We start from the raw sequence: 26,305 nt of genomic DNA on the forward strand, positions 1-26,305 counted from the left end.
GAGTACGCGATGGCTGAACGTGACGAAACCCGTGGCGAGGCCCGGGTCGAGGATGCGGTCGCCGGGCTCGCGGACGTGATCGGACAGGTCCGCGACGAACTGGAGGCGGCCCAGGCGTTGGGCGCCGGGCGCACGCTCAAGTTCGGGGTGGAGCGGGTGCATCTGGAGTTCGCGGTCCAGGTACGGCGCGAGACAGGGGGCAAGGCCGGGCTGCGGATCGGCGTGGTCACGGCGGGTGGGGGCGGGTCCGTCGCGCGGGAGGCCACGCACACCATCCAGATCGACCTGACCCCCCAGGGCCCAGACGGTAGTCCGCACGTCAGTGTGGGCGGGGTGTAGGCGCCGAGCGGGGCGTGGGGGCGACGGCCGTCCGCCACCCCCGCGTCGAGCCGCGGGGCGACGGGCGGCCGGCGGCTACGGCCGGGTGGCATCGCTTGCGGGGGTCTTCGGGGCGGTGGCAGGGTCGGACGTATGCAGACGATCTCCGTGCGGGTGCTGGACGTCTTGGACTGGGCGCTCTACCGCGCCGTCCGGCTCGCGGCCCTGGCGGACGCCCCGACCGCCTTCGCCTCCACGCTCGGCCGTGAGCTGGCGTTCTCGGAGGACCGGTGGCGGGAGCGCCTCGCGGGGCGCAACCAGTTCGTCGCCGAGGACGGCGGCGAGGTCTGCGGGCTGGTCGGCGTCGTCCCGGCCGACCCCGGCGTCGCCGAACTGGTGTCCCTGTGGGTGCGGCCCGCCGCGAGGGGGCGTGGGGTCGGCGACCTGCTGGTGCGTGAGGTGCTGCGCTGGGCAGGCGACCACGACGTCCCCACGGTGCGTCTGTGGGTGGCCGAGGGCAACGAGCCCGCCGAGCGTCTCTACGCCCGTCACGACTTCCGGCGGACGGGGACGGTACAGCCCGTGCGCCCCGGTGCGGACGCTCTGGAGTTCGCCATGACGCGGTCGGTGCCCGTCGACGGGGCCGGCTGACCCGCCCGGTGGGGCGAACGCGGGCGGTCTCAGCCGGTCGCGGTCGGCTCCGCGCAGGCGTCGGCGACGGCCCGCGTGTCCCAGTAGAACGGCCGGACCTCGGTGATCCGCCCGTCCTCGACGCGGATGGTCTGGAGGATCGGGAAGGAGAGTTCGCGACCGGTCGCCCGAGCACGGGCGTGGACCTGGGTGAGCACCACCGCGGTCTCGCCGGTGGCGAGGAACTCCTGCTTCACCATGTCGAACGACTCCCACGCCTCGCCCATCGCGAGGAAGAACCGCGCCATGCCCTGGTGCCCGCGCCAGGTGCCGCCGTAGGGCAGGGCGTCGGCCTGGTGGAGCACGACGTCCGGTGCGAAGAAGGGGGCCAGCAGGTCGAACGACGCCTTGCCGGGGCCTCCGGCGGCCAGGTACTCCGCCTCGGCCGCGTACATGCCGGTGAGGACGGTCACCGAGTCCGTGGGGGATGAAGGTCTCATGCCGCCAGTGTGGTCGGAGGGGACCGACCACGCTGGCGGCATTCGGACGTCGAGGTGCGGCACCGCCGGCACCCTCCCGACCGAACTCAGTCGGCCGGAGGCGGGGCGGTGGGGTCGACGGGGGTGAACGTGCCCAACCGCTGTTCGACGGCGGCGGCCGCCTGGAGGCAGAGGTCCTCCCGGTACATCCCGCCGATGATCTGAACCCCCTGGGGCAGCCCGTCGGCGACACCCACGGGCAGCGCCACGGACGGGGCGCCGACGAAGGTGCTCGCCCGGCACAGCCGTACGGCCCCCATGGTGCGGGCGTTGTCCTCGACGCTGCCGTGCATGGCGTCGGGGAAGGGGATCGGGTCGGTCGACACGGGGCCGAGGAGCAGCGGGTACCGCTCGAAGTGTCCGGCCCAGTCCCGCTGGATGCCCTGTCGGGCCGCGGTGAGCTGGAGATAGCCGTCGAGGCCGAGCGCCGGCTGCTCCCGCAGGGTGTGTTCGACGTGGCGTCGGCTGTCCTCGGTGAGCAGCTCCTTCAGTTGCGGCCAGGCGAGGCTGAACTCGGTGAATATCAGCCCCAGGTAGCCGTCGACGGCGTCGTCCAGCCGGGGGACCTCGACCTCGTGGACCTCGTAGCCGGCGTCCTCCAGCGTCGCGGCGGCCGTCTCGACGCCGGCGCGCACGGCGGGATCGACGCCGTGTCCGCCCGGGTCCATGACGACGCCGACGCGGATCGGACCCGCGGGCCGCGGGCCGTCCAGCGGCACCGGGACCGCGCGTGGGTCCTGCGGGTCGACTCCGGAGAGCGCCTCGTAGACGGCGCGCAGGTCGGCGACGGTGCGCGCGAGCGGCCCGTCCACCGGGAACAGTTGGGAGGAGAGCGTCGGGTCCTGCGGCCCGAGCCGGTGGTCCTGCGGGAACCTGCCGTAGCTGGGCTTGAGCGCGGTCACGCCGTTGAACGCGGCCGGCACGCGCAGCGAACCGCCCGAGTCGTTCCCGAGCCCGAGCGGGGCCATGCCGGTGGCGACCGCCACCCCGTCGCCGCCGCTGGTCCCGCCGGGGGTCCGGGCCGGGTCCCAGGGGTTGCGGGTCTCGCCGTAGAGGGTGCTGACGGTGTGCATGCCGGCGATCGTCATGTCGGGCAGGTTGGTCCGCCCGAGGGGGATCGCCCCGGCGGCGCGCAGCCGCCGTACCGGAGGGGCGTCGGCGGAGGGGACGAGCCCACGGAACCGGGGCACGCCGAAGGTGGTCGCCGATCCGGCGACATGAATGTTCTCCTTCACCGTGAACGGCACCCCTGCCAGCGGGCCGAGGCGCTCGCCGGCGGCGCGGCGCCGGTCGGTCTCCCGGGCGGCCTCGCGGGCGCTGTCGGCGAGGAGATTGGTGATCGCGTTCACCCGTGGGTTGACCACGGCGACGCGTGCGAGGTGCGCGTTGACGACGTCCAGCGCGCTGACGTCGCCGGCGGCGACGGCCCGGGCCAGTTCCGCCGCGCTCAGCTGCCACAATTCTGTATCCACAGTCGACTATGGATACAGACCTGTATCTGGATACGCAATCGAATATCGGATGGGGTGGAGGTTCGGATGACACCGAAGCGCATGACGCGGGAGGAGAGCCGGCGGCAGACGCGGGACCGCCTGCTGGAGGCCGCGGCCGAGCTGTTCGCCGAACGCGGCGTCAACGGAACGTCCGTCGAGCAGATCGCCGAGCGCGCCGGCTACAGCCGCGGGGCGTTCTACGGCAACTTCGAGGACAAGGACGAGGTGGTGCTGGAGCTGCTCGACCGGCGCACCCGGAGCGAGCTGCGCGAGGTGCGGGAGCTGGGCCGCGACGCGGAGTCGTTCGCGGACGTGTTGCAGGGGCTCCGGGCCTGGCACCGGGCCCGCGGCCGGCACGCCGCGGACTGGCTCGCCCTGCGTCTGGAGCTGTTCCTGCACGCGCGCCGCAACCCGGAGCTCCGGCAGCGGCTGGCGGAGCGTGAACTCCTCGCCCGCGGCGCCATCGCGGGCGGCATCGAGCAGGAGCTGGGCCGCCACGACGCCACGCCCCCCGCCGACCCCGCCTTCCTCGCGCTCATCGTGCACGCCCTGGAGGACGGCCTGCTGATCCAGCGGCAGCTGTGTCCCGACGAGATCGGTGACGAGGTGGTCGTCGACGCCGTCGAACTCCTCCTCAGATCATGGACCGCTTTGGCGGCGGACGACGCGCCCGACCGGCCCAGCCGAGGGTGAACACCTCGACGGCGCACACCCCACCCCGGCCCTCGCGTGCCACACGCGCTCGGGGATGATCGGGGTGGAAGGTGATCGAAGGTGAGCATGCGCACGGACAACCGCGGGCCGGCGGCGGCTGGAACGACTCGGCGGGAGGCCCGCGGCCGACCGAGGCTGTGGACGGTGCGGACGGTCCTGCTCTCCGCGGGTGTCCTCTTCTTCGAAGCGGCGCTGCTGGTGGTCGGCGTGACCTTCCTCGGCCTGGACGACGAGACGCCGATACCGCAGGACGACCCCGGTCTGCTGGTCGTCACGCTTCCCGTCCTGGCCTGCGTCGCCCTCCCCGCCGGGCTGCTGATGACGGTGACGGTGGTCCTGCCCGCGCTGGGTCTGGCCCGGCGACCGGGCGGGCGTCGGTGGGTCGTGCCGGCGGTCGCCGCGGCGGCGGCCCTGCCGCTCACCGTGCTGGTGAAGCGCTGGTGGGCCCTGTCCGTGACGCAGGCCCTGGTGTGCTGGTCGCTGCTCGCCCTGTGCGTCGCCACGGCGGCCGGCGCGGTCGCGCTGTCCCACCGCCACCTCCGTACGGGCCGCACCGCCTCCCTCCTCCGGCGGGGCTACGCGTACGGAAGCCTGGCCGTCCTGGCGGCCTGCGGGCTGGGTCTCGGGGCCCGGTCCGTGGGACTGATCGAGGAGTACCGTCCGCCCACCGTGGCCCGCCACGACCTGGTCGGCGCGTGGACCGACGACGAGGGCGGCCGGTTGCGCCTCGCCTCCGACGGCACGGCCGTCGCCGACCGCCTCCGGACCGAGGAGGAGGAGACCGTGGACGGTGCCTCCGACGCACGTCGGTGCACGGGAACCGGCACCTGGCTGTTCCAGTCGGCCACCGACCCGTGGGAGCAGTCGGTGCGGCTCGACATCGACGGCTGCGCCATGGAGTGGAACGTCGGCGGCACGGATCGGCGACCCGGGCTCAACCACGTCTACGGCGATCCGGACTCCCCGGACTGGTTCCGGCTCCGCCGCTGAACTCCCCCGCTCCGCCCGCGAGTCGCTCGACGCGCGGACGGCGGCGCACCCGGCGGCGGCCCGGGCTCCGCCGGTCACGCGGGGCGCCGCCCTCTGGCCGCGGAGCGCGGCGCCGGGGGACGATGGGGGCATGGCCAAGGGCGTGTTGTTCGACTTCTCCGGGACCCTGTTCCACATCGAGCCGGCACGGGAGTGGCTGCGCGCGGCGGCGGAGGAGGCCGGTCGCGTCCTCACGGAGGAGGAGCTCACGGCCTACGCCGAGCGGTTGGAGGCGGTCGGCGCCCAGCCCGGCGGGGTCCCGCCCCGGCGGCTGCCCGCCGAACTGGCCGAGCTGTGGCGGGAGCGCGACATGAGCGCCGGCCGACACCGCGCCGTCTATACCGCCCTCGCCCGAAGCGCCATGCCTCCCGCACCGGCGGCGTCGGCCCCCGTTCCGGATCTGACCGAGGCGCTGTACGAACGGCATCGCCGGCCGGCCGCCTGGCGGCCGTACCCGGACACCGCGAGCACCCTGACGGCCTTGCGCGGGCGCGGCGTCCCGGTCGCCGTCGTCAGCAACATCGGCTGGGACCCGCGCCCGGTCTTCCGCGCCCACGGCGTGTACCACCTCGTCGAGTCGTATGTGCTCTCGTACGAGCACGGGGTGGCGAAGCCCGACCCCGCGCTCTTCCAGGCGGCCTGCGACCGGCTCGGGCTGCCGCCGCACGAGGTGGTGATGGTCGGCGACAGCGCGCCGGCGGACGGCGGGGCCGCCGCCCTGGGCTGCGCGGTGCACCTGGTCGACGGCGTCCAGGTGGACCGGCGCCCGGACGCGTTGGCGGCGGTGCTCGATCTGGTGTGACCCGGCGCGCCGGCCGCGACGGCGCCGGGTCGCGCCATGGCGGCCTCGGCCGGGGCAGGTCGGGTCGGGGCAGGTCGGGTCGGGTCGGTTCGACCCCTGTCCGCCGCTCCCCCGCCCGGCCGGCCGTGCCCCGCGCGCGGGCGGTGGTCGTCCTACCCGGGGGCCGGGGCCTGGCGCGGCCGGCCCGGGTCATCGCGGTCGGCGGATGCCACCCGCACGGGGAGCAGGGCAGGGCGCTTGGCGGTGCGGTCGTCGCCGGAGGAGCGGCCGCGCACCCGTCTGACCAGCCAGGGGCCCAGGAAGGCGGCGGCCCAGCGCAGTTCGGCGACGGCCGCGTGCCGGCCGGTGGGGACCGGTGACTCCGGCGGAGGCAGCGGGTGCGTCCAGGAGTCGTCGCTGCCGGGCAGGGCCAGGGCGTGCGCGACGGCGGCGGCGATCCGCTGGTGGCCGAGCGGGCTGGCGTGCAGCCGGTCCGGGCTCCACAGGCGGGGGTCGCCGACGACGGGGTGGCGGTCGGTCGCGGCGAGGATGACGCCATGGCGCCGCGCGGCCCGGCGGATGCGTTCGTTGAGGGCGGTGACGCGGGAGCCGAGGGGGCGGGCGAGCGGGATCACCCTCCCGAGGTCGGGGAAGGTCACCGTGGCGACGTGGGCGCCCTGGGCGGTGAGCGCGGCGAACATCGCCTCCAGGTGGCCGGCGACGGCATCGGCGTCGAAGCGCGGGCGCAGCAGGTCGTTGACGCCGGCGACCACGGTGGCCAGGTCGGGGCGGAGGGCGAGGGCGGGCGCCAGTTGCTCGGCGTGCACCTGACCGGCCGTGCGACCGCGGACGGCGAGGTTGGCGTACCGCAGCTCGGGATGGTGGGTCGCCAGCTCGTCGGCGAGGCGGTCGGCCCATCCCCGCGGCCCGGTCGTGTCGTCGCCGTCGCCGAGGCCCTCCGTCTGGCTGTCGCCGAGCGCGACGTAGCGCAGATACCGCCGGTCAGTGTCGGGCATGGGCCGCCTGCCTCTCCGTCAGGAGCGCGGCCGTGCGCACGCACCAGTCGTGGTTTCCCCGCTCGAAGGCGAGGCCGCGCAGACAGGTCAGGTAGGGGCCGACGCGCTCGCCGTGGCGCAGGAACTCCTCCTCGGTGCGGTCGCCCCGCATGGTGTGCAGCAGCCGGCCGAGGAGCTCGATCTTGGCCTGGGCGAACGCGGCCCGCTCGGTGAGCTGCGCGATCACCGTCTCGACGGCGACGTGGTCGACGGCCTGGACCTTGACCATCAGGTCGTCGCGGATGAAGGAGGGCTTGGCGGCGCTCGCCGTGAAGCGCTCCAGCTCCTCCCGGCCCGCGCTCGTCACCGTGAAGAGGCGCTTGTTGGGCCGGGTGTCCTGGACGACCTCCCGGCCCGCGATCAGCCCGTCCCGCTCCAGTCGGGTCAGCTCCGCGTAGAGCTGCTGCGGGAGCGCGTGCCAGAAGTTCGCCACGCCGAGATCGAACGCCTTGGCCAGTTGGTACCCACTCAACTCCTCGTCCAGCAGGGCCGCCAGCACGGCGTGCCGCAAGGCCATCGGACCGCCTCCTCACTCGTCTGTGTCCGGCGCCTCTGTCCGGCGCCTCTGTCCATGGACACCTCCCGCATGATACTCAAGAAAGTGACTAGTCACATTCATGACTACGAGGAGCCCGACAGGGCACCCGAAGGAGGATCCCGTGACCACGGCACACCGCTTTCGCGCCGCAGTCCACGACCGCGACCTCGTCGCCCTCAAGGCCCTGTTCACCGAGGACATCCGCCTCTACAGCCCGGTGAGGTTCACGCCCTTCGAGGGGAGGCCCGCCGTGCTGGGCCTCTTCGGCGTCCTACTGCGCACCTTCGAGGACTTCCGCTACGTCGGAGAGCACTCCGGCACCTGCGAGACCGGCACCGACGGCACGCCGTCCGCGTCGGCGGCCCTCGTCTTCCGAACCGTCGTCGACGGGAGGCAGATTCACGGTGTGGACCTGCTGCACTTCGACGAGGACGCGAGGATCAAGGAGATCGCGGTGATGGTGCGCCCGCAGTCCGCCGTGCGGGCCCTGGGCGAGGCCGTCCTCGCCGGCCTGGTCGCCGACGGCCTCGCCCCGGCACCGGCGCCAGCGCCGGCGGAACGGTAGCGCGGCCTCGCATACACAAGCCCTGGGCGCTGCCCGGAAGGCGCGCTGAACCCGCGGTCGGCCGCGGGTTCAGCGGGTGCGTTCCACGCTCCACAGGGGCAGTCGGGCGAAGAAGGCCACGGCCTCCTCGCGCCAGTGCGGGCGCCAGGTGAGGGCTTCGGCACGGGCGGCCTCGGCGGTGCGGCGCATGTCGGCACGGAGTGCGGCGTCGACGCCGTGCCGCCGGGCGAGATCGCGGACGCGGTCGACGGTGTCGGGCGTGCACCGCGGGTCGCCCAGAGCGGTCTCCACCACGGCGCGCTCCGCACCGGTGGTGGCGGCCAGGATCGCGCGGACGGCATAACTTCGGCGCCCCGCGCGCAGATCGGCACCCACGGGCTTCCCGGTGGCCGCCGCGTCGCCGAAGAGGTCGAGGTAGTCGTCGCGCATCTGCCCGCAGATCCCCACCAGGGTCGCGTAGCGACGCAGCCGTCGATCGTGGCGGACCGGGTCCTCGCCGGCAGCCAGCAGGCCCAGCCGCAGCGGGGCGAGAACGGAGTACCGGGTCGACTTGTACTCGGTGACGGTGTGCAGCAGTTCCTCGTCGGGCAGCGGGTGGGCGTCGCGCTCCAGGTCGACGATCTGTCCCGTCACCGCTTCGGCGCCCGCGCTCAGCTGCACGTCCAGCATGGCCTGTCTCACCTCGGCCGGCACCGGGGCCTCCGCCAGTACGCGCAGCGACAGGAAGGCGGCGAGGTCCCCGGCCAGCAGTGCCAGGGCCAGCGCCGTCCGCTCGTCGTCCGGGAACTCCCGACGGTAGGCGTAGTACGTGGACGGACCGGCGCGGCGGGTGGGCGCGTCATCGATGATGTCGTCGTGGATGAGGCCGTGGGTCTGGAGCAGTTCGAGGCTCAGCGCCGCCTCCTCCAGCCCGGGCACCCGCTCCTCGGTCACCAGGCGTGCCGCCTCGTACAGCAGGGCGACGCGCATCCGCTTGCCCCCGCGGAGCGAGAGGTCCCGCAGCAACTCCAGACAGCGGGGGGTGAACCGGCTGAGCGGCGGGGTGTCGAGGCGGTCGGCCAGCGCGTCGAAGTACGCCGCGAAGCGGGCGTCGAACCGGGTTCGGTACCCGGCGGCCCGCTCCAGCGCGGCGGCCGCGATCGTGTCGTTCATGCGGGTAGCCTGCCAGCGGCCGCGTGCCCTCGGGCACGGGGGTCGAGGCCCGGACCCCTCGGGCACGGGGGCCGTGCGGTACGGCGCCCGGGTGCCGAGCCCGGGCGCGCACACGTCGGGTTTCAGGAGCGGTCGGGCCAGGCCGGCGAGGCATGACCGCCCCTCACCTCCCGGGCCGGCATTCGCCGCCAAAGCAAAAAGGATCCCTCCCCCTGAACAGGGGGAGGGATCCTCGATGGAGCGCCGAGCAGGCCTTGCACCTACATCTCTCGTTTGGAGACGAGCATCTTTCCTTAGACGACCGACGCATCAACCCCCGCCCCGCGGGGGCGGCGTTGCAAGATCTACTCTACCCCATGCCCGAGGTGCCGGACGCTCAGGCCAGTTCGGCCTGGTCGGCCGCCGCCGTGCCGTGGGCCCAGCCGTCGGCGTCGCGGCACCTGAGGCGGTGGGCGGTGGTGTCGGGGAACATCCGCGCGGCGGCGTCGGCCACCGCCACCTCGCGGGCGGCGAGTACGGGCAGCACGCCGCGCGGCGTGGCGCCGGACTCGTGCACGGCCTCCTCGGTGGCCTGCCGGGTGGCGGCGGCGAGACGCTCGCGGACGCGGCCCGCGTAGGCGATGAGGAAGGACTCGCGGAAGTGCCGGGTGCGGCGGGCGCGGCCGCGGGCGTGGTGCCGGTCGGCGTCCCGGTTCATCGCGGTCGTCGCCTGGAGGAGCAGCGAGGTGTAGAGGAGTTCGACGAGCTCCAGGTCGGCGTCGAAGCCGACCACCGTGGAGAAGCCCAGCTCGCTCGCCCAGACCGCCTGGCACCGGTTGGCCTCGGCCACGGCGTCGAGCAGCAGCGCCTTGGCCGATTCGTACGGGGCCTCGACGCCGATCCGGCAGGCGCCGGGGCCCTCCCCGGCGTCCGCGCCGAGGAGCGCCGCGTCGATGCTGTAGCGGGCCATGAGCTCCTGCGCCTTGGCGGACAGGGCCTCGGCCTCCTCGGGGTAGGAGGTGGACTCGGCCTTGGCGAGCAGGGCGCGGACCCGACCGAGCATGCGGGGTTCGGCTCCCGCCCGCGGTGCGGCCCGCCGCGCCAGGGGCTCGATCCGCGGCAGCCGCCCGATCGACCGCAGCGCGGCCAGGGCGCAGCCCGCCGTCTCGAACCGGCTCGCGCGGCGCTCGCGGCGGCCGAACGCCTCCAGGTACCCGTCGTCCCCGTCCCACCACACCCGCGCGTCGAGCTCGCCGAGCTGTGCGGTCCAGCGGGTGTCCGTACGGGCGGCGGGGGCCCGTCGCGCCTCGGCGGCGATCATGTCGACGACGAAGCGGGTCCGGTCGGCGACGCCTTCGCGCCGTACGATCCGTTCCAGGTCGGCCGGTTGCCAGCCGCCGTCCCAGCAGCGTCGCACCCGGCGCTCGGCGGCGGCGACCAGGGCACGGCTCACCGCCTCCCAGCCCGCGGGGGCGGCGGTGAGGGTGGAGGCACCGGCGTCGAGCGCGTCGTCGAGGCCGGCGTCCGGCGCGACGGTGACGGCGTGCAGGACGGCCTCCACCGTCTGCGCGGCCTCCGCCGGACGCTCTCCTCCACGCCCCTGCCCCCGCCGGCGCTGGCCTTCCCCACGCTCGCCCACGTCGCCTCTCTCCTGCCGTTCCCTGTCGCCGATGCGAGGACCATTGTCCCGCGCCCGTGTCCCGCGCCCGGTCGGCGGCCCCGGCCCGGCTCCGCACCGGCCTCCGCACGGCTGGCGGAATTTCCCGACCCTCGGGCGCGGCCCCGTACCCCGCCCACCGAAATCGGCAAGGGCGGGCGGACGGCGGCATTCGGGTGTTCTCGCGTTATTCCGGGACCCTTCCGACTTCCCTGAAACTCGACGCACAACATGCCCTGGCGCACCAAAGCCACAGCGATGAACTCGAACCCTTCCCCACCCTGCGACCGCGGCCGGAATAGCCGAGGACCACCCCCTTTCACGCCTTGCCGGGCCCGGAAATGGGACTCGTGGATTCGAGGCGCCTTCTAGTGGTGCTCGACACCTTTCCTGGAGGGTACAGCTAGGATTCTCGGGCTTCAGCACCCCCGTGAAAACCCTCCCTCACAGCTCGGAATGGAAGTAGGACTTCGGCACCTCACGCCGATTAATTCTTTGCCTACCCTGGCCACTGTTTTGCGGGAGCACCCATGAACACCGCTTTGGATTTCCCCGACTTTCTCATCGGCATCAGTCCCTTCGGCGAACCGGACGCCAGGCTCGTCGCGGCGTTCAGCAGTGCCGGGGGGCTCGGCGTGCTCGACCTCGGAACCGGGGACCGGCGGGCCCGGGGGGCGTTGGAGCAGGTCCGCCGCTGGACGGCGGGGCGTCGGTACGGGGTCCGGGTGGGCGCGGGCTGCCGGCTGACCCACGAGGACCTCACCGTGGGTCTCGCCGCGGACGAGAACGCCCCGGACACCGTGGTGCTCGGCGTGGACGCGGGGTGGTCGGCGCACGCCCTGATCGGCCGGCACCGGGTGCTGGCGGAGGTGACCGGCCTGGAGGAGGCGGTGGCGGCGGTACGGGCCGGGGTGGACGGCCTGATCGCCCGAGGCGGCGAGAGCGGCGGGCGCGTCGGGCGGCTGGGGACGTTCGTGCTCCTCCAACAGTTACTCGGCGCGGCCGAGGTGTCCGTCCCGGTCTGGGCCTGCGGCGGCATCGGCCCGCGGACCGCCGCGGCCGCCGTCGCCGGCGGGGCGGCCGGAGTCGTGGTGGACAGCCAGCTGGCGCTGCTCGCCGAGTCCGGCGTCGCCGCGGAGACGGCCGCCGCGCTCCGTTCCCTGGACGGCTCGGAGACGGTCGTCGTCGACGGTCGCCGCGGACTACGTCGGCGCGGCGCCCCGCCGACACGGGCCGCGACGAGCGCCGACGGCGTCCGGACGGACCCCGACGCGAAAGACCCCGCCGCGAAGGGCGACGCCCCGGAGGACCCCGCCGGGAAGGTCGTCGACGGCCCGAACGACACCGCCGCGCACGACGTCCACCCGCAGGACGACGCCGCGACGGCCGATCGGCCCGCCGCCCGGGAGGACGGGGAGGACCGGCTGCTGCCCGTGGGCCAGGACGGCTTCCTGGCCGCTCGTTTCGCCGCCCACTGGCACACCGTCGGCCGGACGGTCCAGGCCCTCACGGAGGCCGTCCGGGACTGCCGCCACACCGCGCCGGCCCAGGCGGCGCTGCGCCCCGGTGCGGCGATCTGCGACACGCTCGGGACCCGGCTGCCACTCGCCCAGGGCCCCATGACCCGGGTGAGCGACCAGGCGGGCTTCGCCTCCGCCGTGGCGGGGGAGGGCGCGCTGCCGTTCATCGCCTTGGCCCTGGCCGGCCCCGAGCAGTCGCGTGCGCTGCTGCGCGAGGCCGAGGCGGCACTGGCCGGGCGGCCCTGGGGGGTCGGGGTCCTCGGGTTCGCCCCGGAGGAGGTCCGAAGCGCGCAGCTCGAAGCCATCCGCGAGGTGCGCCCGAGCCACGCCGTCATCGCGGGCGGACGGCCCTCGCAGGCCAAGGCCCTGGAGCGGGACGGCATCACCACGTTCCTGCACGTCCCCTCGCCCGGGCTGTTGCGCCAGTTCCTGCGGGCCGGCGCCCGTCGGTTCGTCTTCGAAGGCGCCGAGTGCGGCGGGCACGTGGGTCCGCGCAACAGCTTCCCGCTGTGGGAGGCCCAGATGGCGGTGATCGAGGACTTCCTGGACGAGCAGGACGCCGGCACGGGAGCGAGCGCGGGCACCGGTCCGGGCGTGGGCACCGGCCCGTACGCCGACGCGGGCCCGGGTGGGGGCGCCGGGGCACCGGGCCGTATCGAGGTCTTCTTCGCCGGCGGCGTGCACGACGAGCGGTCGGCCGCCATGATCGCGGCGCTCGCGGCGCCGCTGACCCGACGCGGCGTCGCCGTCGGTCTGCTGATGGGAACCGCGTACCTGTTCACCGAGGAGGCCGTCGAGCACGGTGCCATCCAGCCGCTGTTCCAGCGTCAGGTGGTGGGGGCGCGGTGCACCACGCTGCTGGAGACCGCGCCCGGCCATGCCACCCGGTGCGTGCCCAACCCCTTCACCGAGGGCTTCCACGCCGTCAAGGAACGGCTGCACGCCCAGGGCGTGCCGGCCCGGCAGCGCTGGGAGGACCTGGAGCGGCTGAACGTGGGTCGGCTGCGGATCGCCAGCAAGGGCGTCGAGCGCGGCCCCGACGGCGAGCTGCTCCCGGTCGGCGAGGACCGCCAGCTCGACGAGGGCGTGTTCATGGCCGGTGACGTGGTGGCGCTGCGCTCGACCGTCACCACCGTCGACGCCCTGCACCGCTCGGTCACCTCGGGCGCCGCGGACCTCCTCGACCGGCGCGCCGCGGAGTTGCGCGAACTCCTGGGCGCGGACGCGACCCTCGACAGCGCCGAGCCGACGCCCCCGCGGCCATTGGACGTGGCGGTCATCGGCCTGGCCTGCATGTTCCCCAAGGCCCCCGACCTGGCCACCTTCTGGGCCAATGTGCTCGACGGCGTCGACGCGGTCACCGAGGTGCCGGCCGACCGATGGGACCCCGCGGTCCACTACCGCGCGCCCGACGGAGCGGGTGCCCGCGGCGGCGACGGCGCCACCACGGTCTCCCGCTGGGGCGGCTTCCTGCCCCGGATCCCCTTCGACCCGCTCCGCTTCGGCATCCCACCGGCCTCCCTGGGCAGCATCGAGCCGGTGCAGCTGCTCGCGCTAGAGGCGGCTCGGCGCGCCCTCGAGGACGCCGGGTACGGCGACCGCGAGGGTCGGGCGTTCGACCGGGCCCGCACCTCCGTGGTCTTCGGTGCCGAGGCGGGCAGCGACCTCTCCAACGCCCGCACGCTCCACGCGGTGCTCCCCTCCTATCTCGACACGGTCCCCCCGGGCCTGGCGGAGCAACTGCCTCCGCTCACCGAGGACTCCTTCCCCGGCATGCTGGCCAACGTCATCTCCGGCCGGATCGCCAACCGGCTCGACCTCGGCGGCGCCAACTACACCGTGGACGCGGCCTGCGCCTCCTCGCTGGCCGCCGTCGACGTCGCCTGCAAGGAGCTGGCCACCGGCACCAGCGACCTGGTGCTGTGCGGCGGCGCCGATCTGCACAACGGCATCACCGACTACGTGTACTTCTCCTCGGTGCACGCGCTCTCCGCGACCGGCCGGTGCCGCTCCTTCGACCAGGCGGCGGACGGGATCGCGCTCGGCGAGGGGGTGGCCTGCGCGGTGCTCAAGCGGCTGGCCGACGCCGAACGGGACGGCGACCGCGTCTACGCCGTGATCAAGGGCGTGGGCAGCTCCAGCGACGGCCGGTCGCTCGGGCTGACCGCGCCCCGGCCGGAGGGCCAGCGGTCCGCCCTGGAGCGGGCCTACCGCAACGCCGGCGTCTCGCCCGCCGACGTCGGCCTGATCGAAGCGCACGGCACGGGCACCGCCGTGGGCGACCGCACCGAACTGTCCGTCCTGGAGGCGGTGTTCACCGCGGCGGGGGCCACGCCTGCCGGTTGTGCGCTGGGGTCGGTCAAATCGCAGATCGGACACACCAAGTGCGCGGCGGGCCTGGCCGGCCTGGTGAAGACGGCGTTGGCGCTGCACACCGGCGTCAAGCCGCCCACGGTCCACCTCGAGCGCCCGAACTCCGCATGGGAGCGGGAGAGCAGCCCCTTCGTCTTCCACGCCGAACCCCGGCCCTGGGCGGCGCCGCCCGCCGAACGGGTCGCGGGGATCAGCGCGTTCGGCTTCGGCGGCACCAACTTCCATGTGGTCCTCAGCGCGCACGGGCGGGGCGCGCCCCCGGCGCACGGCCTGGACGCCTGGCCCGCCGAGCTCTTCGTCTTCCGGGGCGCCGACCGCGCCGCGGCCCTCCGCGGGGTCGACGAGATGCTCCGGCTGACCGCGGCGAACGACGCCGCCGGCCGGCCGTGGCGGCTGCGCGACCTCGCGCTGACGGCTTCGCGCCGCGCCGCGGCCGGCCACGGGCCGGCGCAGGTGGCCCTGGTCGCCGAGGACCTCGACGGCCTGGACCGGCGGCTGCGCCGGGCGCTGGCGGGTGAGGCCGAACCGGGGGCGGGAGTCCACCTGGCCGACCCGGAGGTGGCCGCCGGCGGGCGACCGGAGCCGGGCCGGCTCGCCTTCCTCTTCCCCGGCCAGGGGAGCCAGCGCACCGGGATGTTCGCCGACCTCTTCGTCGCCTTCCCCGAGCTCCACCGCTATCTCGAACTCGACCCCGCCCTCGCCGCGGTGCTCTATCCCCCCGCCGCCTTCGACAAGGCCGAGCGGGCACGGCAGCGGGAGCGCCTGACCGACACCCGGGCGGCGCAGCCGGCGCTGGGCGTCGTGGGCCTCGCCGCGTACTCCCTGCTGCGCGCCGCCGGTCTCGACCCGGACATGGGAGCCGGACACAGCTACGGGGAGCTGGTGGCGCTGTGCGCGGCGGGCGCCATGGACGCGCGCACCCTGCTTCGGCTCAGCGCCGAGCGGGCGGCGGCCGTCCACGACGCCGCCGCGGACGCCCCCGAGGGGCCCGGCACCATGGCCGCGGTGACGGCCGGGCACGAGGAGGTGGAGCGGGCGCTGAAGGAGACCGAGTGGGCCGACCGGGTCGTCGTGGCGAACCACAACGCCCCCGGGCAGACCGTGATCTCCGGGCCGGTGGCCGCGGTGGACGCCGCCGTGGGCGCGCTGCGCGCCGCCGGGCACTCGGCCCGGCGGATCGCGGTGGCCTGCGCCTTCCACAGCCCGTTGGTGGCCGCGGCCGGCGATCGCTTCGCGGCGGCGCTGGCGGGGTGGCCGCTGCGCGCCCCGGAGTTCCCGGTGTGGGCCAACCGTACGGCCGCCGAGCACGGCGCGGATCCGGAGTCGCTGCGCGCGGAGCTGGCCGCGCAGATCGGGGCGCCGGTCCGCTTCGCCGAGCAGATCGAGGACATGTACGACGCCGGCGCCCGGGTCTTCGTCGAGGTGGGGCCGGGCGCCGTGCTCACCCGGCTGGTCGGGGAGATCCTCGACGGCCGGCCGCATCGGGCCGTCGCCGTCGAACGGCGGGCGGCGGGCAGCGGCCTGGCCGGGCTGCTCGACGCCCTGGCCCGGCTCGCGGTCGCCGGCTTGCCCGTGCGCACCGACTGGATGTTCCGGGCTCGTGACGCGGTCGAGGCCGACGCCGCCGCGCCGCCGCGACGGCCGGGCTGGTCGGTCGACGGGCATCTGGTCCGCACCGCGGACGGCGCCGTGATCCCGGGCGCGCTGGCGCCGCCGCGGCGCGTCGCCGAACCGGTGGTGGCCGCGCCCCCGGCGGGCGGGCCGCAGCGGAGCACGGACGAGCTGCTCCTCGAGTTCCTGAGGACCAGCAGGGACCTGGTCGCCACCCAGCGCGACGTCCTGCTGAGCTACCTGGGCGCCGCGGCCGGCGGACGGATCCCGGCACCCCTCCCGCCCGTGCCGGCGCCGGGAGCGGCCGCGGTGGCCTTCGCCCCCGGGCTGCTCCCAGGCGTCGCCACGCCGCTCACGGCCGCCGTGGCGCCGACGGCACCGGCGACCGCCGCCCCGTTCGCGCCCTTCACTCCCTTCGCGCCCACGGCGGCACCGGAAGGCGCGGATCCCGTCCCGCGTCCCGGAGGCGCCCCGTCCCCGGCGGTCGCCGCCGCTCCGGCGGCCCTCACCGAGGCGGACGTGCTGCGGGTGGTGTCGGAGGTCATCAGCGAACGCACCGGCTACCCGGTGGACATGATCGAACCGGATCTGGACCTGGAGGCGGACCTGAGCGTCGACTCCATCAAGCGGGCCGAGATCGCGGGTGAGTTCGCGCGCCGGCTGGGCGTGGGCGGTGAGGGCGGCGCGGACGTTCCGGACGACGGGGAGCTGGAGGAGCTGGCCCGGGCCCGTACCGCGGCCGCCGCCGCGGCGTGGCTGTCCGGGCGACTCGCGGCCGGCGCGCCACCGGGCACCCATGACGGCGCGTCATCGGCCACCGCTCACGAGGGGGCACCGGCCACCGACCACGGGACGCTGATGCCACCGGCCACCGACCAGTGGGCGCCGCCGGCCGCCGACCACCCCGTGCCGCCGGCCGCCGATCCTCCAGGGGCGCGAGTCGCGCCCCTCGCATCGAACGCGTCGGTCGCGACCATCGCGACGGTCGCGTCGGTCACATCGGTCGTGTCCACCGCGTCAGCCGCGCCGGCCGCCTCGATCCCGGCGCACGCGTCGACCGCGGCGGCCCCACCCTCGACGCCGCCGGGTGACGCTCCTCGCCGGATGCGGCTCCACCCGGTGCCGCTCGGCGACCGCGCCGCGGACCCCGCCCGCCTGGCGGGCAGGCGCTTCGCGCTGCTGGGGGGCGGGGACGTCGCCCGCGCGCTGGTCGCGCGGCTCGCGGAGTTCGAGGCGGAGGCCGTGGCCCTGGAGGCGGGGCACCTGCTCACCGAGCGGGACGGCGCGGTGGACGGGGTGGTGCTCCTCTGCGCGCTGGCCGACACCGAACCCGGTGCCGACACCGACGCCGGCGTCGCCACCCACCCACCGGTCCTCCCCGAGGCCTTCCCCGTGCTCCAGGCCGCCCTGCGGCAGCGGCCGGGCCGGCTGCTGGCCGCCCGGACCGCCGACAACCCGCTCGACGTCCGCGCGGCCGGTCTGCACGGGCTGTTCCGCTCCGTGTCCAGGGAGTACCCGAAGACCCTCGCGAGAGTGGTGGACCTGCCCGGCCGCGCGTCGGCGGACACCCTCGCGGAGATGCTGCTGGCCGAGCTCTCGACCGAGGACGAGGACGCGCCGGTGGTGCTGCGGACCGGGGCGGGCCGGGCGGGACTGGAGCTGCGGGAGGAGCCGCTGGCGGGCCTGGCCGTCTCCGGCGCCGGCCCGGCCGGCGACGGAGCCGCGGAGGCCGCGGCCGTCGGGCTGGACCGCGACGCGGTGGTCGTGCTGGTCGGCGGGGCGCGGGGCATCACCGCCCAGTTCGCCCTCGCCCTCGCGTCCGCCGCGCGGTGCCGCGTCGAGCTGATCGGTCGCACCCCCGAGCCCGTCGGCCCCGAGGATCCGACCACCGCCGGGGCCGCCGACCAGGCGTCGCTGCGCGCGGTCCTGGCCGCGCGGGGCGGCCTGTCTCCGGCGGAGGTCCAGCGGGAGAGCGCACGCGTGCTGGCAGGACGCGAGGTCGCCGCCACCCTCGCCGAGTTGCGGGCGCGGACCGGCCGGGCGCGGTACCGCGCGGTGGACGTACGGGACGGTGACGCGGTGCGTCGGGCGGTGGCGGAGATCCACGCCGAGCACGGGCGGCTCGACGGCGTCGTCTACGGAGCGGGGGTGATCGAGGACCGGCTGCTCCTGGAGAAGTCCGCCGAGTCCTTCCGGCGGGTGTACGGCACCAAGGTGGACGGTGCCGCCGCGCTGCTGGACGCCCTGGAGGAGCGGGCCGTCCACCCGGCCTTCGTGGTGCTCTTCGGGAGCATCGCCGCCGTGCTCGGCAACCGGGGGCAGGCCGACTACGCGGCCGCCAACGACGCGTTGGAGGCGCTCGGCACGCGCTGGTCGCTCCGCACCGGCGGCCGGGCGCTGACCGTCCACTGGGGCCCGTGGGCGCCCGCCGCGGAACACGCGGGGATGGTCAGCCCGGAGCTGGGGCGCGCCTACGCCCGGCGCGGTGTCCGGCTCGTCGACCCGGAGGAGGGGACGCTCGCCCTGCTGCGCGAGCTCGCCTGGGGTGACGAGCGCTCCCGCTCCGTCGTCTACACCGCGTCGGGCTGGTGAGCCATGACGGACGAGCGGTTTCCGCCGATCGCCATCGTCGGGATGGCGGTGCTGCTGCCGGGCGCCCCCGACCTGGCGACGTACTGGCGGAACCTGGTGGCCGGCACGGACGCGATCAGCGAGGTGCCGGCCGGGCGGTGGGACGCGGACTTCTACCATCCGAACGGCGACCGGGGGCCCGACCGCGTGTACTGCCGGCGGGGCGGGTTCGTGGACGAGTTCGCCGCGGTGGACGTGACCCGGTTCGGCATCATGCCGGCGTCGGTGCCCGGCACCGAACCCGACCAGCTGATCGCGCTGGACGTGGCGGCCGCCGCCATCGCCGACGCGGGCGGCGAGGAGCGGCTGCCCGAGCGGCACCGGATCGGCGTGGTGCTGGGCCGGGGCGGCTACGCCGGGGCCGGGCTGGTGCGGCTGGACCAGCGGGTGCGCACCGCCCGTCAACTCGTCCGCACCCTCGGGGAGCTGATGCCCGATCTACGGCCGGACCAGTTGGAGCGGGTCCGGGCCGCCTTCACCGACCGGCTGGGCCCGGACAGCCCCGAGTCCGCCATCGGGCTGGTGCCCAACCTCGCCGCTTCCCGGATCGCCAACCGGCTCGATCTGCGCGGCCCCGCCTACACGGTGGACGCCGCCTGCGCCTCCTCACTGGTGGCGATCGACCAGGCGGCGGTGGAGCTCGCCGCCGGCCGTTGCGACGTCATGCTGGCCGGGGGCGTGCACCACTGCCACGACATCACCCTGTGGAGCGTCTTCACGCAGCTGCGGGCGCTCTCCCCGAGCCAGCGCATCCGCCCCTTCCACCGGGAGGCCGACGGCATCCTGATCGGCGAGGGCACGGGCGTGGTGGTCCTCAAGCGGCTGGCCGACGCGGAGCGGGACGGGGACGGGATCTACGCGGTCATCCGCGGCACCGGGGTCTCCAGCGACGGCCGCACCTCGAGCCTGGCCAACCCGGACCCGGGGGGTCAGGTGCTGGCGGTGCGGCAGGCGTGGCGTGCGGCCGGGCTGGACCCGCGCGAGCCGCGCTCCGTGGGGCTGGTGGAGGCGCACGGCACCGCGACCCCCGCCGGTGACGCGGCCGAACTCGCCACGCTCGCCGAGGTGTTCGGCCCCGGGAGCGAGCGGGACGACGGCGCGGCGGCCGTGCTCGGCTCGGTGAAGTCGATGATCGGCCACGCGATGCCGGCCGCCGGCGTGGCCAGCCTGGTCAAGGCGGCCCTGGCCGTGCACCACGGGATGCTGCTGCCGACGCTCCACTGCGATGACCCGCACCCCGCGTTGGCCGCCACGCGCTTCCGCACGCTCGACGCGGCGCGGCCGTGGGAGTGCGACGAGGGCCGGCCCGTACGTCGCGCGGCGGTGAACGCCTTCGGCTTCGGGGGGATCAACGCGCATGTGGTGCTGGAGCAGGCGCCCCAGCCGGCGCGCCGGGCGCGGTCGCGCCCGCTCGCCGTGTCCGAGCCGGAGCGGGTGCTGGCGCTGGCCGCCGAGACCGCCGACGAGCTCGCCGAGGTGCTGGCGGCGGACGACTCCACGGTGCTGGCCGCCCCGCGGGGCGACGGCCCGGTCCGGCTCGGCGTCGTGGCCCCCACCGGCCGGCGGCTGGCCCTGGCCCGGCGTATGGTGGCCGCCGGACTTCCGTGGCGCGGCCGCAACGACCTCTGGTTCGCCCCCGCTCCGCTGCTGGGCGGGGCCGCCCCCGGCGGGCTGGCCTTCGTCTTCCCGGGCCTGGAGGGCGAGTTCGAGCCCCGCGTGGACGGCGTCGCGGAGCACTTCCGGCTGCCGTCCGAAGCGGGCGTCGGCCGTGACGGGCGGGTGCGGGTCGGCGACGTGGGACGGCACGCGGTCGAGGTGTTCGCCGTCGGCCGGCTGCTGGACGGCGCTCTGCGGCGGATGGGGGTGACGCCGGACGCGGTGGCCGGGCACAGCGTCGGGGAGTGGAACGCGATGGCGATGGCCGGCATGTACGCGCGCGAGGCCGTCGACCGGTTCCTGGACACCCACCGGCCGGACGAACTCCGTGTGCCCGGTGTGGACTTCGCGGTGCTGGGCACCTCCGCCCGGCGGGTGCGGGCCGCGCTGCGGGAGCGGTCCGAGGAGCGGGTGGTGCTCTCCCACGACAACGCGCCCACCCAGGCGATCGTGTGCGGTCCGCGGGAGCCGGTGCGGGAGTTCGTCGCGTCGCTGCGTGCCGAGGGGGTGATCGCCCAGGTGCTGCCGTTCCAGTCGGGCTTCCACACGCCGATGCTGGCCCCCTATCTGGCCCCGATCGCCGCCCAGGCCGAACGGTTCGAGCTTTTCCCCCCCGAGGTGCCCGTCTGGTCGGGCACGACCGCCTCGCCCTTCCCCGAGTCCCCGGAGCGGGTGCGCGCGCTGTTCGTGCGGCACCTGCTGGAGCCGGTGCGCTTCCGGCCGTTGGTGGAGGCCATGTACGAGGCGGGCTTCCGGGTGTTCGTGCAGCTCGGCGCCGGTCAGCTGGCCGCGCTCATCGGCGACACGCTCGACGGCAGGGAGCACCTCGCGGTGGCCGCCACCTCGCCGCGCCGCGACGGCGTCGCCCAGCTGCGACGGGTGGCCACGGCCCTGTGGACGCACGGCGCCTCCGTCGACCCGACGCTGCCGCCCGTCGCCGCCCCGGGGCGCGCTCCGAGGCGGACCGCCGCGGCGGCGCGACCGCCGGCCCGGCTCTCCCTCGACAGCGCGCTGGTGTCCCTGGAGGAGCCCGAGCTGGCCGAGCTGCGCCGCGAGCTGGCCCCGGCCCGTACGGCCGCCGCCGAGGCCGCCACGCCGCCCGGACCGGCGGCCTCGACCGGGCGGGACGTCGCCTTCGATCCGGCCGCCCGGCTGGACGCGATGGCCGGGCGCTTCCCGCTGGCCGCCGAGCTCGGGGCGCTGCTGCGGGAGACCGCGGACAGCGCCGCGGAGCTGCTCACGGCGGGGGCGGCGCGCCGCTCCCCCGGTACCACCCTGCGGGTCTCCACGCAGACGATGCCGTACCTGTTGGACCACTGCTTCTTCCACCAGCGCCCCGGCTGGCCCGATCTGGAGGACCGCCGTCCGGTGGTGCCGGCCACCACCATCGTCCAGCACCTCATGGACGCGGCGGAGCGGGCCGTCCCGGGGACACGGGCGGTGGCGGTGCGCCACGCGCGCTTCAACCAGTGGGTGACCGCCGCCACCCCCGTCGACGTGCCCATCACCGTCCGGCCGTCGCCGGGCGCGCCCGGCAGTTACGACCTGGCCTTCGGGTCCCATGCGCAGGGCACGGTGGAGCTCGCCGCGGGGTATCCGCCGGCCCCGGCCCCGTGGTGCGCGGACCCGGCCACCGAGCGGGTCCCCGCCCACACGGCGAAGGAGCTGTACAGCGAGCGCTGGATGTTCCACGGCCCCGCCTTCCAAGGGGTCTCGGAGCTCACGGCGATCGGCGACCGGCACGTCCGCGGGGTGATCATCGCCCCGGCCGCGCCCGGTGCGCTGCTCGACAACGTCGGCCATCTGGTCGGCTACTGGATCGTCGCGGCGCGCACCGAGCGGACCTCGGTGCTCCCCGTCGGCCTGCGGCACGTCCGCGTCTTCGGTCCGCCGCCGCGCCCCGGCACCACGGTGCGGTGCCTGGTCCGGATCGCCTCGCTGACCGACACCGTGCTGGAGGCCGACGCCCAACTCGTCGTCGACGGCCGGGTCTGGGTGGAGCTCGCCGGCTGGCAGGACCGGCGCTTCGACAGCATGCCGGAGACCAAGGTGGTGGAGCGGTTCCCGGAGCGTCACACGCTGTCCCGACGGCAGCCGGGCGGATGGGTGCTGCTGCACGAGTGGTGGCGGGACGCCGCCTCCCGCGACCTGGTGATGCGCAACCACCTGGGGCGGGCGGAGCGGCTGGCGTTCGAGCGGCAGCCGCCGCGGGGGCGTCGGCAGTGGCTGTTGGGGCGGATCGCCGTCAAGGACGCCGTGCGGCAGTGGCTGTGGACCCGCGGGGAGGGGCCGGTCTTCCCCGCCGAGATCTGCGTCGAGAACGACGCGTCCGGGCGGCCGTACGTCACCGGGGTGCACGGCCGCCGGCTGCCGGCGCTGGACGTCACGCTGTCGCACCGCGCCGAGACGGGGGTGGCCCTGGTGCGGCCCGGTGCCCGGCCGGGGCGCGGTGGAGTCGGGATCGACGTCGAGCAGGTCGTCGAGCGTCCGGCGCAGGCCCGGACCGTCGCGCTGGGCCCGGCCGAGCGCGAGCTGCTCGCCGCGACGTGCGCGGAGCGGGGCGAGCCGGAGGATGTGTGGTTCACCCGGTTCTGGGCGGCGAAGGAGGCCGTGTCCAAGGCGGAGGGGACCGGACTGCGGGGCCGCCCCCGGGACTTCGCCGTCGTCGCCGCCGGCCCGGACGAGCTGCGGGTGGAGGTCGACGGCCGCTCGTACCGCGTGTGCTGCCGAGTCCTCGGCAACCCGGCGGGGCTCCCGGAGCGGGAGTACGTCGTGGCGTGGACGACGGAACCGGAGGAGGAGTAGCGAGGGCGTCCGCGCGCGGGGCCGTACCAGGCACACCAGACCCATGGAGAAGTCGGAAGGAGAGGACGCTGTGAACAGCAATCAGGTGCAGGCGCCGGGCCTCGATACCGAGGCCGGTGTGTTCGAGGAGGTCCTCGACATGCTCGAGGAGCTCCTCGGCGGGTACGCGTTCGACCGGGCGGAGATCACCATGGACACCGAGCTCTCCAACGATCTGGACCTGGAGAGCTTCGACCTGGTCACCCTCGGCGGCCTGTTGTCCGCGCGCTTCGGCGAGCGGGTGAACTTCGCCGAGTTCCTCGCCGAGATCGACCTCGAGCGCGTCATCCGGCTCACGGTCGGCGACGTCGTCGGCCGCGTCACATCCCGGCTGTCGGCCCCCGAGGAGTGCTGAGTCATGGCGGTCATCAGCGCCGAGGGCGTCGAGCTGAACGTGGAGCGGCTGGCGGCCCGCAGGGGGACCACGGACCCGCCGACCGTGGTCTTCATCCACGGCATGCTCATCGACACGCTCGTCAGCGGCTATCTCACCCTGGGGCCGACCCTCGCCGCCGCGGGGTTCGACGTGGTCATGTACGACCAGCGGGGACACGGCCGCAGTGAGCGGCTGCCCAGCGGGTACACGCTGGACGACTTCGTCGGGGACCTCGACGTCGTGCTCGACCGGCTGGCGGTGTCGGGGCCGGTGCATCTGGTCGGCCACTCCTTCGGCGGCACCATCGCCTTCCACTACGCCGCGCGCCGACCGGACCGGGTGGCCACCGTCTCGGTGATCGAGTCGGAGCCGGCGACCGACGGCTGGTCCCGCAAGATGGCGCTCGCCCTGCCGACCGCGGCGGTGGAGTTCGCCCGCGGCGACTTCCAGCAGTGGGTGAAGGAGGAGCACAGCGCCTACATGGCCCAGCGGGTGAAGGCCGCGTCGCACCTGCTGAACACCAGCACCGTGGCCCAGGACATCCCCGCCAGCCGGGTGCTGGACCAGGAGCACCTGCGGTCCCTGCGCTGCCCCGTCCTGGCCATCTACGGCAGCGAATCGGAGCTGGCGGACCAGGAGCCGTGGCTGAAGTCGCTCATCAGCACCTGCCGTACCGTCGTGGTGCCGGACCAGCAGCACTGGGTGCTGCTGGCCCATCCGAGGATGGTGTGCGACCTGATCATCGGCTGGGTCCGCGAGCACCACCGGGCCCGGCCGGGGGAGGGCGGCGGGCGGTGAGCGGCTTCCTGTTCGTGGTGCCGCCGCTGGTGGGCCATGTCAACCCCACGCTGGGCGTCGCGGCGGAGCTGGTCCGGCGCGGCCACCGGGTGGCCTGGGCGGGGCCGCCGCGGATCGTCGGCCCGCTGGTCGGCCGGGATGCGCGGGTGTTCCCGTGCGCCGGCAGGGCGCCGGACGACCCCGGGATGGCGCGGCCGCCGACCCTCCGCGGCGCCGCGGCGCTGAAGTATCTCTGGGAGCGCTATCTGGGGCCGCTGGCGGAGGAGATGGCGCCCGGCGTCCTACGGGCGGTGGAGGAGTTCCGGCCCGACGCGCTCGTCGTGGACCAGCAGGCCGTGGCCGGCGCGCTGGTGGCCGAGCGGATCGGTCTCCCCTGGGCCACCTCGGCGAGCACCTCCGGCGAGTTCACCTCGCTGGTGGGGCTGCCGAAGGTCGAGGGGTGGATCGCCGACTTCGTCGACGACCTGCGGAAGCGGATCGGCGACCCGCACGGCACCGGCGATCCGCGCCGGTCCGACCGACTGGTGCTGGTGTTCAGCGCCGAGGAGCTGATCGGCGCGGCCGAGCCCCTCGGCGAGCAGGTGCGGTGCGTCGGCCCGTCGATCGCGCCCCGCCCGTACGACGGGCACTTCCCCTGGGAGTGGCTGGACCCTGGGCGCGCCACCGTGCTGATCACCCTCGGGACCGCCAACACCGGCTCCGGGACGCGCTTCCTCACCGAGTGCGCCGCGATGGTCCGGGACCGCTCGGACCGGCTCCAGGGGGTCCTGGTCGACCCCTCGGGCTCGGTGCCCGGCGGCGACTCGCTGCTGGTGCGCCCCAGTGTTCCCCAACTGCCGCTGCTGGAGCGGTGCGCCGCGGTGGTCTGCCACGGCGGGCACAACACGACCTGCGAGGCGCTGTGGCACGGGCTGCCCCTGGTGGTCGCCCCGATCCGGGACGACCAGCCGGCCATCGCCACCCAGGTGGCCCGGGCCGGGGTGGGGGTGCGGGTGCGGTTCGGCCGGGTGACCGCCGAGCGGCTCGGCGCGGCCCTCGACGCCGTCCTCCAGGAGCCGGGCTACCGGGCCGCCGCCCGGCGCATGGCGCGTGCCCTGCGCGCCGCCGGCGGCCCGGCCGCCGCGGCGACGCACCTGGAGGAGTTGGTCGCCGCCGCATCGGTGGAGGGGAGCCGGCCACCGGGGACTTCACCACCACGGCTCACCGCCGGACAAGGAGGCGCACACGCATGAGCTTCTCTCTGCTCGAACTGGCCGACGGATTCCAGGCCTACGCCCACAGCGGCATGGAGGCGCGCTTCATCTACCAGGAGATCTTCGAGGACCACAGCTACGTGCTCCCGGAGCTCCCCAAGGCACCACTCATCGTGGATGTGGGGGCCAACATCGGCCTCTTCTGCATCTACGCCAAGCGCGCCTACCCCGAGGCCCGCGTCATGGCGTTCGAACCCGCGCCGGAGAGCCTGCGCGCCCTGCGGCTCAACCTGGAGCTGCACCGGCTGGACGAGGTCACGGTGCATCCGTTCTGCCTGGGGTCCGAGCGGAACGACCGGGCGAGCTTCGCCTACTACCCGCGGCTCCCGGGCAACTCCACCCTCTGCCCCGAGGAGCAGGTCCCCTTCAAGGCCAGGCTGTCCGAACTGCTGGGGAAGACCCTGACCACGTCACTGTTCACGCCCCGCCAGTTGACCGTCCGGGTGGAGCGGCTGTCCCACGTCCTGGCCGACACCGAGCCCACCGACGCCGACATCGACCTCGTCAAGGTGGACGTCGAGGGTGCCGAGCTGGACGTGCTCGGCGGGATCGACGACCGCGACTGGCCCAGGATCCGCAACCTCGTCGTAGAGGTCGCCGACACGTCCGGCAAGCTGTGCGCGATCGAGACCCTGCTGCACGACAGGGGCTTCACCGTGTCCAGCGCCCCCACCACCTTCATGGACCAGGGGCTTCCCTTCTACTACCTCACGGCGACGCGGGGGTGACCGGCTGTCGGCCGGGGGGCGGGGGTCGGCCGAACGGCGTTGCGGATCGCTTCGCCGTGCTCGCC

General features: G+C 75.2%; 18 protein-coding genes. 12 read left to right on the forward strand and 6 right to left on the reverse strand.

Annotated features, from left to right (window positions below; translation table 11 throughout):
• The first annotated feature begins 9 nt into the window (after positions 1–9).
• Positions 10–339: a trypco2 family protein gene (locus LRS74_RS02070; RefSeq protein WP_277739331.1), complete on the forward strand. Its 330-nt coding sequence runs from the start codon at positions 10–12 to the stop codon at positions 337–339.
• Positions 340–471: 132 nt separating this feature from the next.
• Positions 472–969: a GNAT family N-acetyltransferase gene (locus tag LRS74_RS02075; protein WP_277739332.1), complete on the forward strand. Its 498-nt coding sequence runs from the start codon at positions 472–474 to the stop codon at positions 967–969.
• A 29-nt stretch (positions 970–998) separates the two neighbouring features.
• Here LRS74_RS02075 and LRS74_RS02080 read toward each other — a convergent pair whose 3' ends face one another.
• Both LRS74_RS02080 and LRS74_RS02085 read right to left on the reverse strand, forming a co-directional pair.
• A complete protein-coding gene (locus LRS74_RS02080) occupies positions 999–1,448 on the reverse strand; it encodes a nuclear transport factor 2 family protein (protein ID WP_277739333.1) in 450 nt (149 codons plus the stop codon).
• A gap of 86 nt (positions 1,449–1,534) precedes the next feature.
• A complete protein-coding gene (locus LRS74_RS02085; protein ID WP_277739334.1) occupies positions 1,535–2,959 on the reverse strand; it encodes an amidase in 1,425 nt (474 codons plus the stop codon).
• A 66-nt stretch (positions 2,960–3,025) separates the two neighbouring features.
• Here LRS74_RS02085 and LRS74_RS02090 point away from each other — a divergent pair, with 66 nt between their 5' ends.
• The 3 genes from LRS74_RS02090 to LRS74_RS02100 all read left to right on the forward strand — a co-directional run bounded on the left by LRS74_RS02090 (position 3,026) and on the right by LRS74_RS02100 (position 5,525).
• Positions 3,026–3,673, forward strand: coding sequence for a TetR/AcrR family transcriptional regulator (locus LRS74_RS02090; RefSeq protein WP_277739335.1), 648 nt, complete (start codon positions 3,026–3,028; stop codon positions 3,671–3,673).
• Between the two features lie 81 nt (positions 3,674–3,754).
• Entirely contained in the window at positions 3,755–4,684 is a 930-nt protein-coding gene (locus tag LRS74_RS02095) for a hypothetical protein (RefSeq protein WP_277739336.1), read from the forward strand.
• A gap of 130 nt (positions 4,685–4,814) precedes the next feature.
• Positions 4,815–5,525: an HAD-IA family hydrolase gene (locus tag LRS74_RS02100; RefSeq protein WP_277739337.1), complete on the forward strand. Its 711-nt coding sequence runs from the start codon at positions 4,815–4,817 to the stop codon at positions 5,523–5,525.
• A gap of 152 nt (positions 5,526–5,677) precedes the next feature.
• Here the strand turns inward: LRS74_RS02100 and LRS74_RS02105 are convergent, their stop codons facing one another.
• Positions 5,678–6,520, reverse strand: a complete 843-nt coding sequence (locus tag LRS74_RS02105) for an SGNH/GDSL hydrolase family protein (protein ID WP_277739338.1) — start codon at positions 6,518–6,520, stop codon at positions 5,678–5,680.
• Positions 6,507–7,076, reverse strand: a complete 570-nt coding sequence (locus tag LRS74_RS02110) for a PadR family transcriptional regulator (RefSeq protein WP_277739339.1) — start codon at positions 7,074–7,076, stop codon at positions 6,507–6,509. Before LRS74_RS02110 ends, LRS74_RS02105 begins: the two co-directional genes overlap by 14 nt.
• Positions 7,077–7,218: 142 nt before the next feature.
• Between LRS74_RS02110 and LRS74_RS02115 the strand changes: the two genes are divergently transcribed.
• Positions 7,219–7,662 carry a nuclear transport factor 2 family protein gene (locus LRS74_RS02115; protein ID WP_277739340.1) on the forward strand — a complete coding sequence of 148 codons (444 nt, stop codon included), beginning with the start codon at positions 7,219–7,221 and terminating at the stop codon, positions 7,660–7,662.
• Between the two features lie 69 nt (positions 7,663–7,731).
• On the opposite strand, the gene LRS74_RS02120 is transcribed toward LRS74_RS02115, so the two are convergent.
• Together LRS74_RS02120 and LRS74_RS02125 are read right to left on the reverse strand one after the other, a co-directional pair.
• A complete protein-coding gene (locus LRS74_RS02120) occupies positions 7,732–8,814 on the reverse strand; it encodes a polyprenyl synthetase family protein (protein WP_277739341.1) in 1,083 nt (360 codons plus the stop codon).
• A 376-nt stretch (positions 8,815–9,190) separates the two neighbouring features.
• Positions 9,191–10,354, reverse strand: coding sequence for a DUF2786 domain-containing protein (locus LRS74_RS02125; RefSeq protein WP_277744561.1), 1,164 nt, complete (start codon positions 10,352–10,354; stop codon positions 9,191–9,193).
• Between the two features lie 626 nt (positions 10,355–10,980).
• Here LRS74_RS02125 and LRS74_RS02130 point away from each other — a divergent pair.
• The 6 genes from LRS74_RS02130 (at position 10,981) to LRS74_RS02155 (ending at position 26,240) form a co-directional block, all read left to right on the forward strand.
• A complete protein-coding gene (locus LRS74_RS02130; RefSeq protein ID WP_277739342.1) occupies positions 10,981–18,546 on the forward strand; it encodes a type I polyketide synthase in 7,566 nt (2,521 codons plus the stop codon).
• Positions 18,547–18,549: 3 nt separating this feature from the next.
• Positions 18,550–23,046: a beta-ketoacyl synthase N-terminal-like domain-containing protein gene (locus tag LRS74_RS02135; protein ID WP_277739343.1), complete on the forward strand. Its 4,497-nt coding sequence runs from the start codon at positions 18,550–18,552 to the stop codon at positions 23,044–23,046.
• Positions 23,047–23,116: 70 nt separating this feature from the next.
• Positions 23,117–23,440 (forward strand): acyl carrier protein, encoded by a 324-nt coding sequence (locus LRS74_RS02140; protein ID WP_277739344.1) that lies wholly within the window; start codon positions 23,117–23,119, stop codon positions 23,438–23,440.
• Between the two features lie 3 nt (positions 23,441–23,443).
• Positions 23,444–24,259 carry an alpha/beta hydrolase gene (locus LRS74_RS02145; protein ID WP_277739345.1) on the forward strand — a complete coding sequence of 272 codons (816 nt, stop codon included), beginning with the start codon at positions 23,444–23,446 and terminating at the stop codon, positions 24,257–24,259.
• Positions 24,256–25,491, forward strand: a complete 1,236-nt coding sequence (locus tag LRS74_RS02150; protein ID WP_277739346.1) for a nucleotide disphospho-sugar-binding domain-containing protein — start codon at positions 24,256–24,258, stop codon at positions 25,489–25,491. Before LRS74_RS02145 ends, LRS74_RS02150 begins: the two co-directional genes overlap by 4 nt.
• Positions 25,488–26,240: an FkbM family methyltransferase gene (locus LRS74_RS02155; protein ID WP_277739347.1), complete on the forward strand. Its 753-nt coding sequence runs from the start codon at positions 25,488–25,490 to the stop codon at positions 26,238–26,240. Before LRS74_RS02150 ends, LRS74_RS02155 begins: the two co-directional genes overlap by 4 nt.
• The last annotated feature ends 65 nt before the right edge of the window (positions 26,241–26,305 follow it).

It is taken from the genome of Streptomyces sp. LX-29, assembly GCF_029541745.1.
GTDB lineage: Bacteria > Actinomycetota > Actinomycetes > Streptomycetales > Streptomycetaceae > Streptomyces.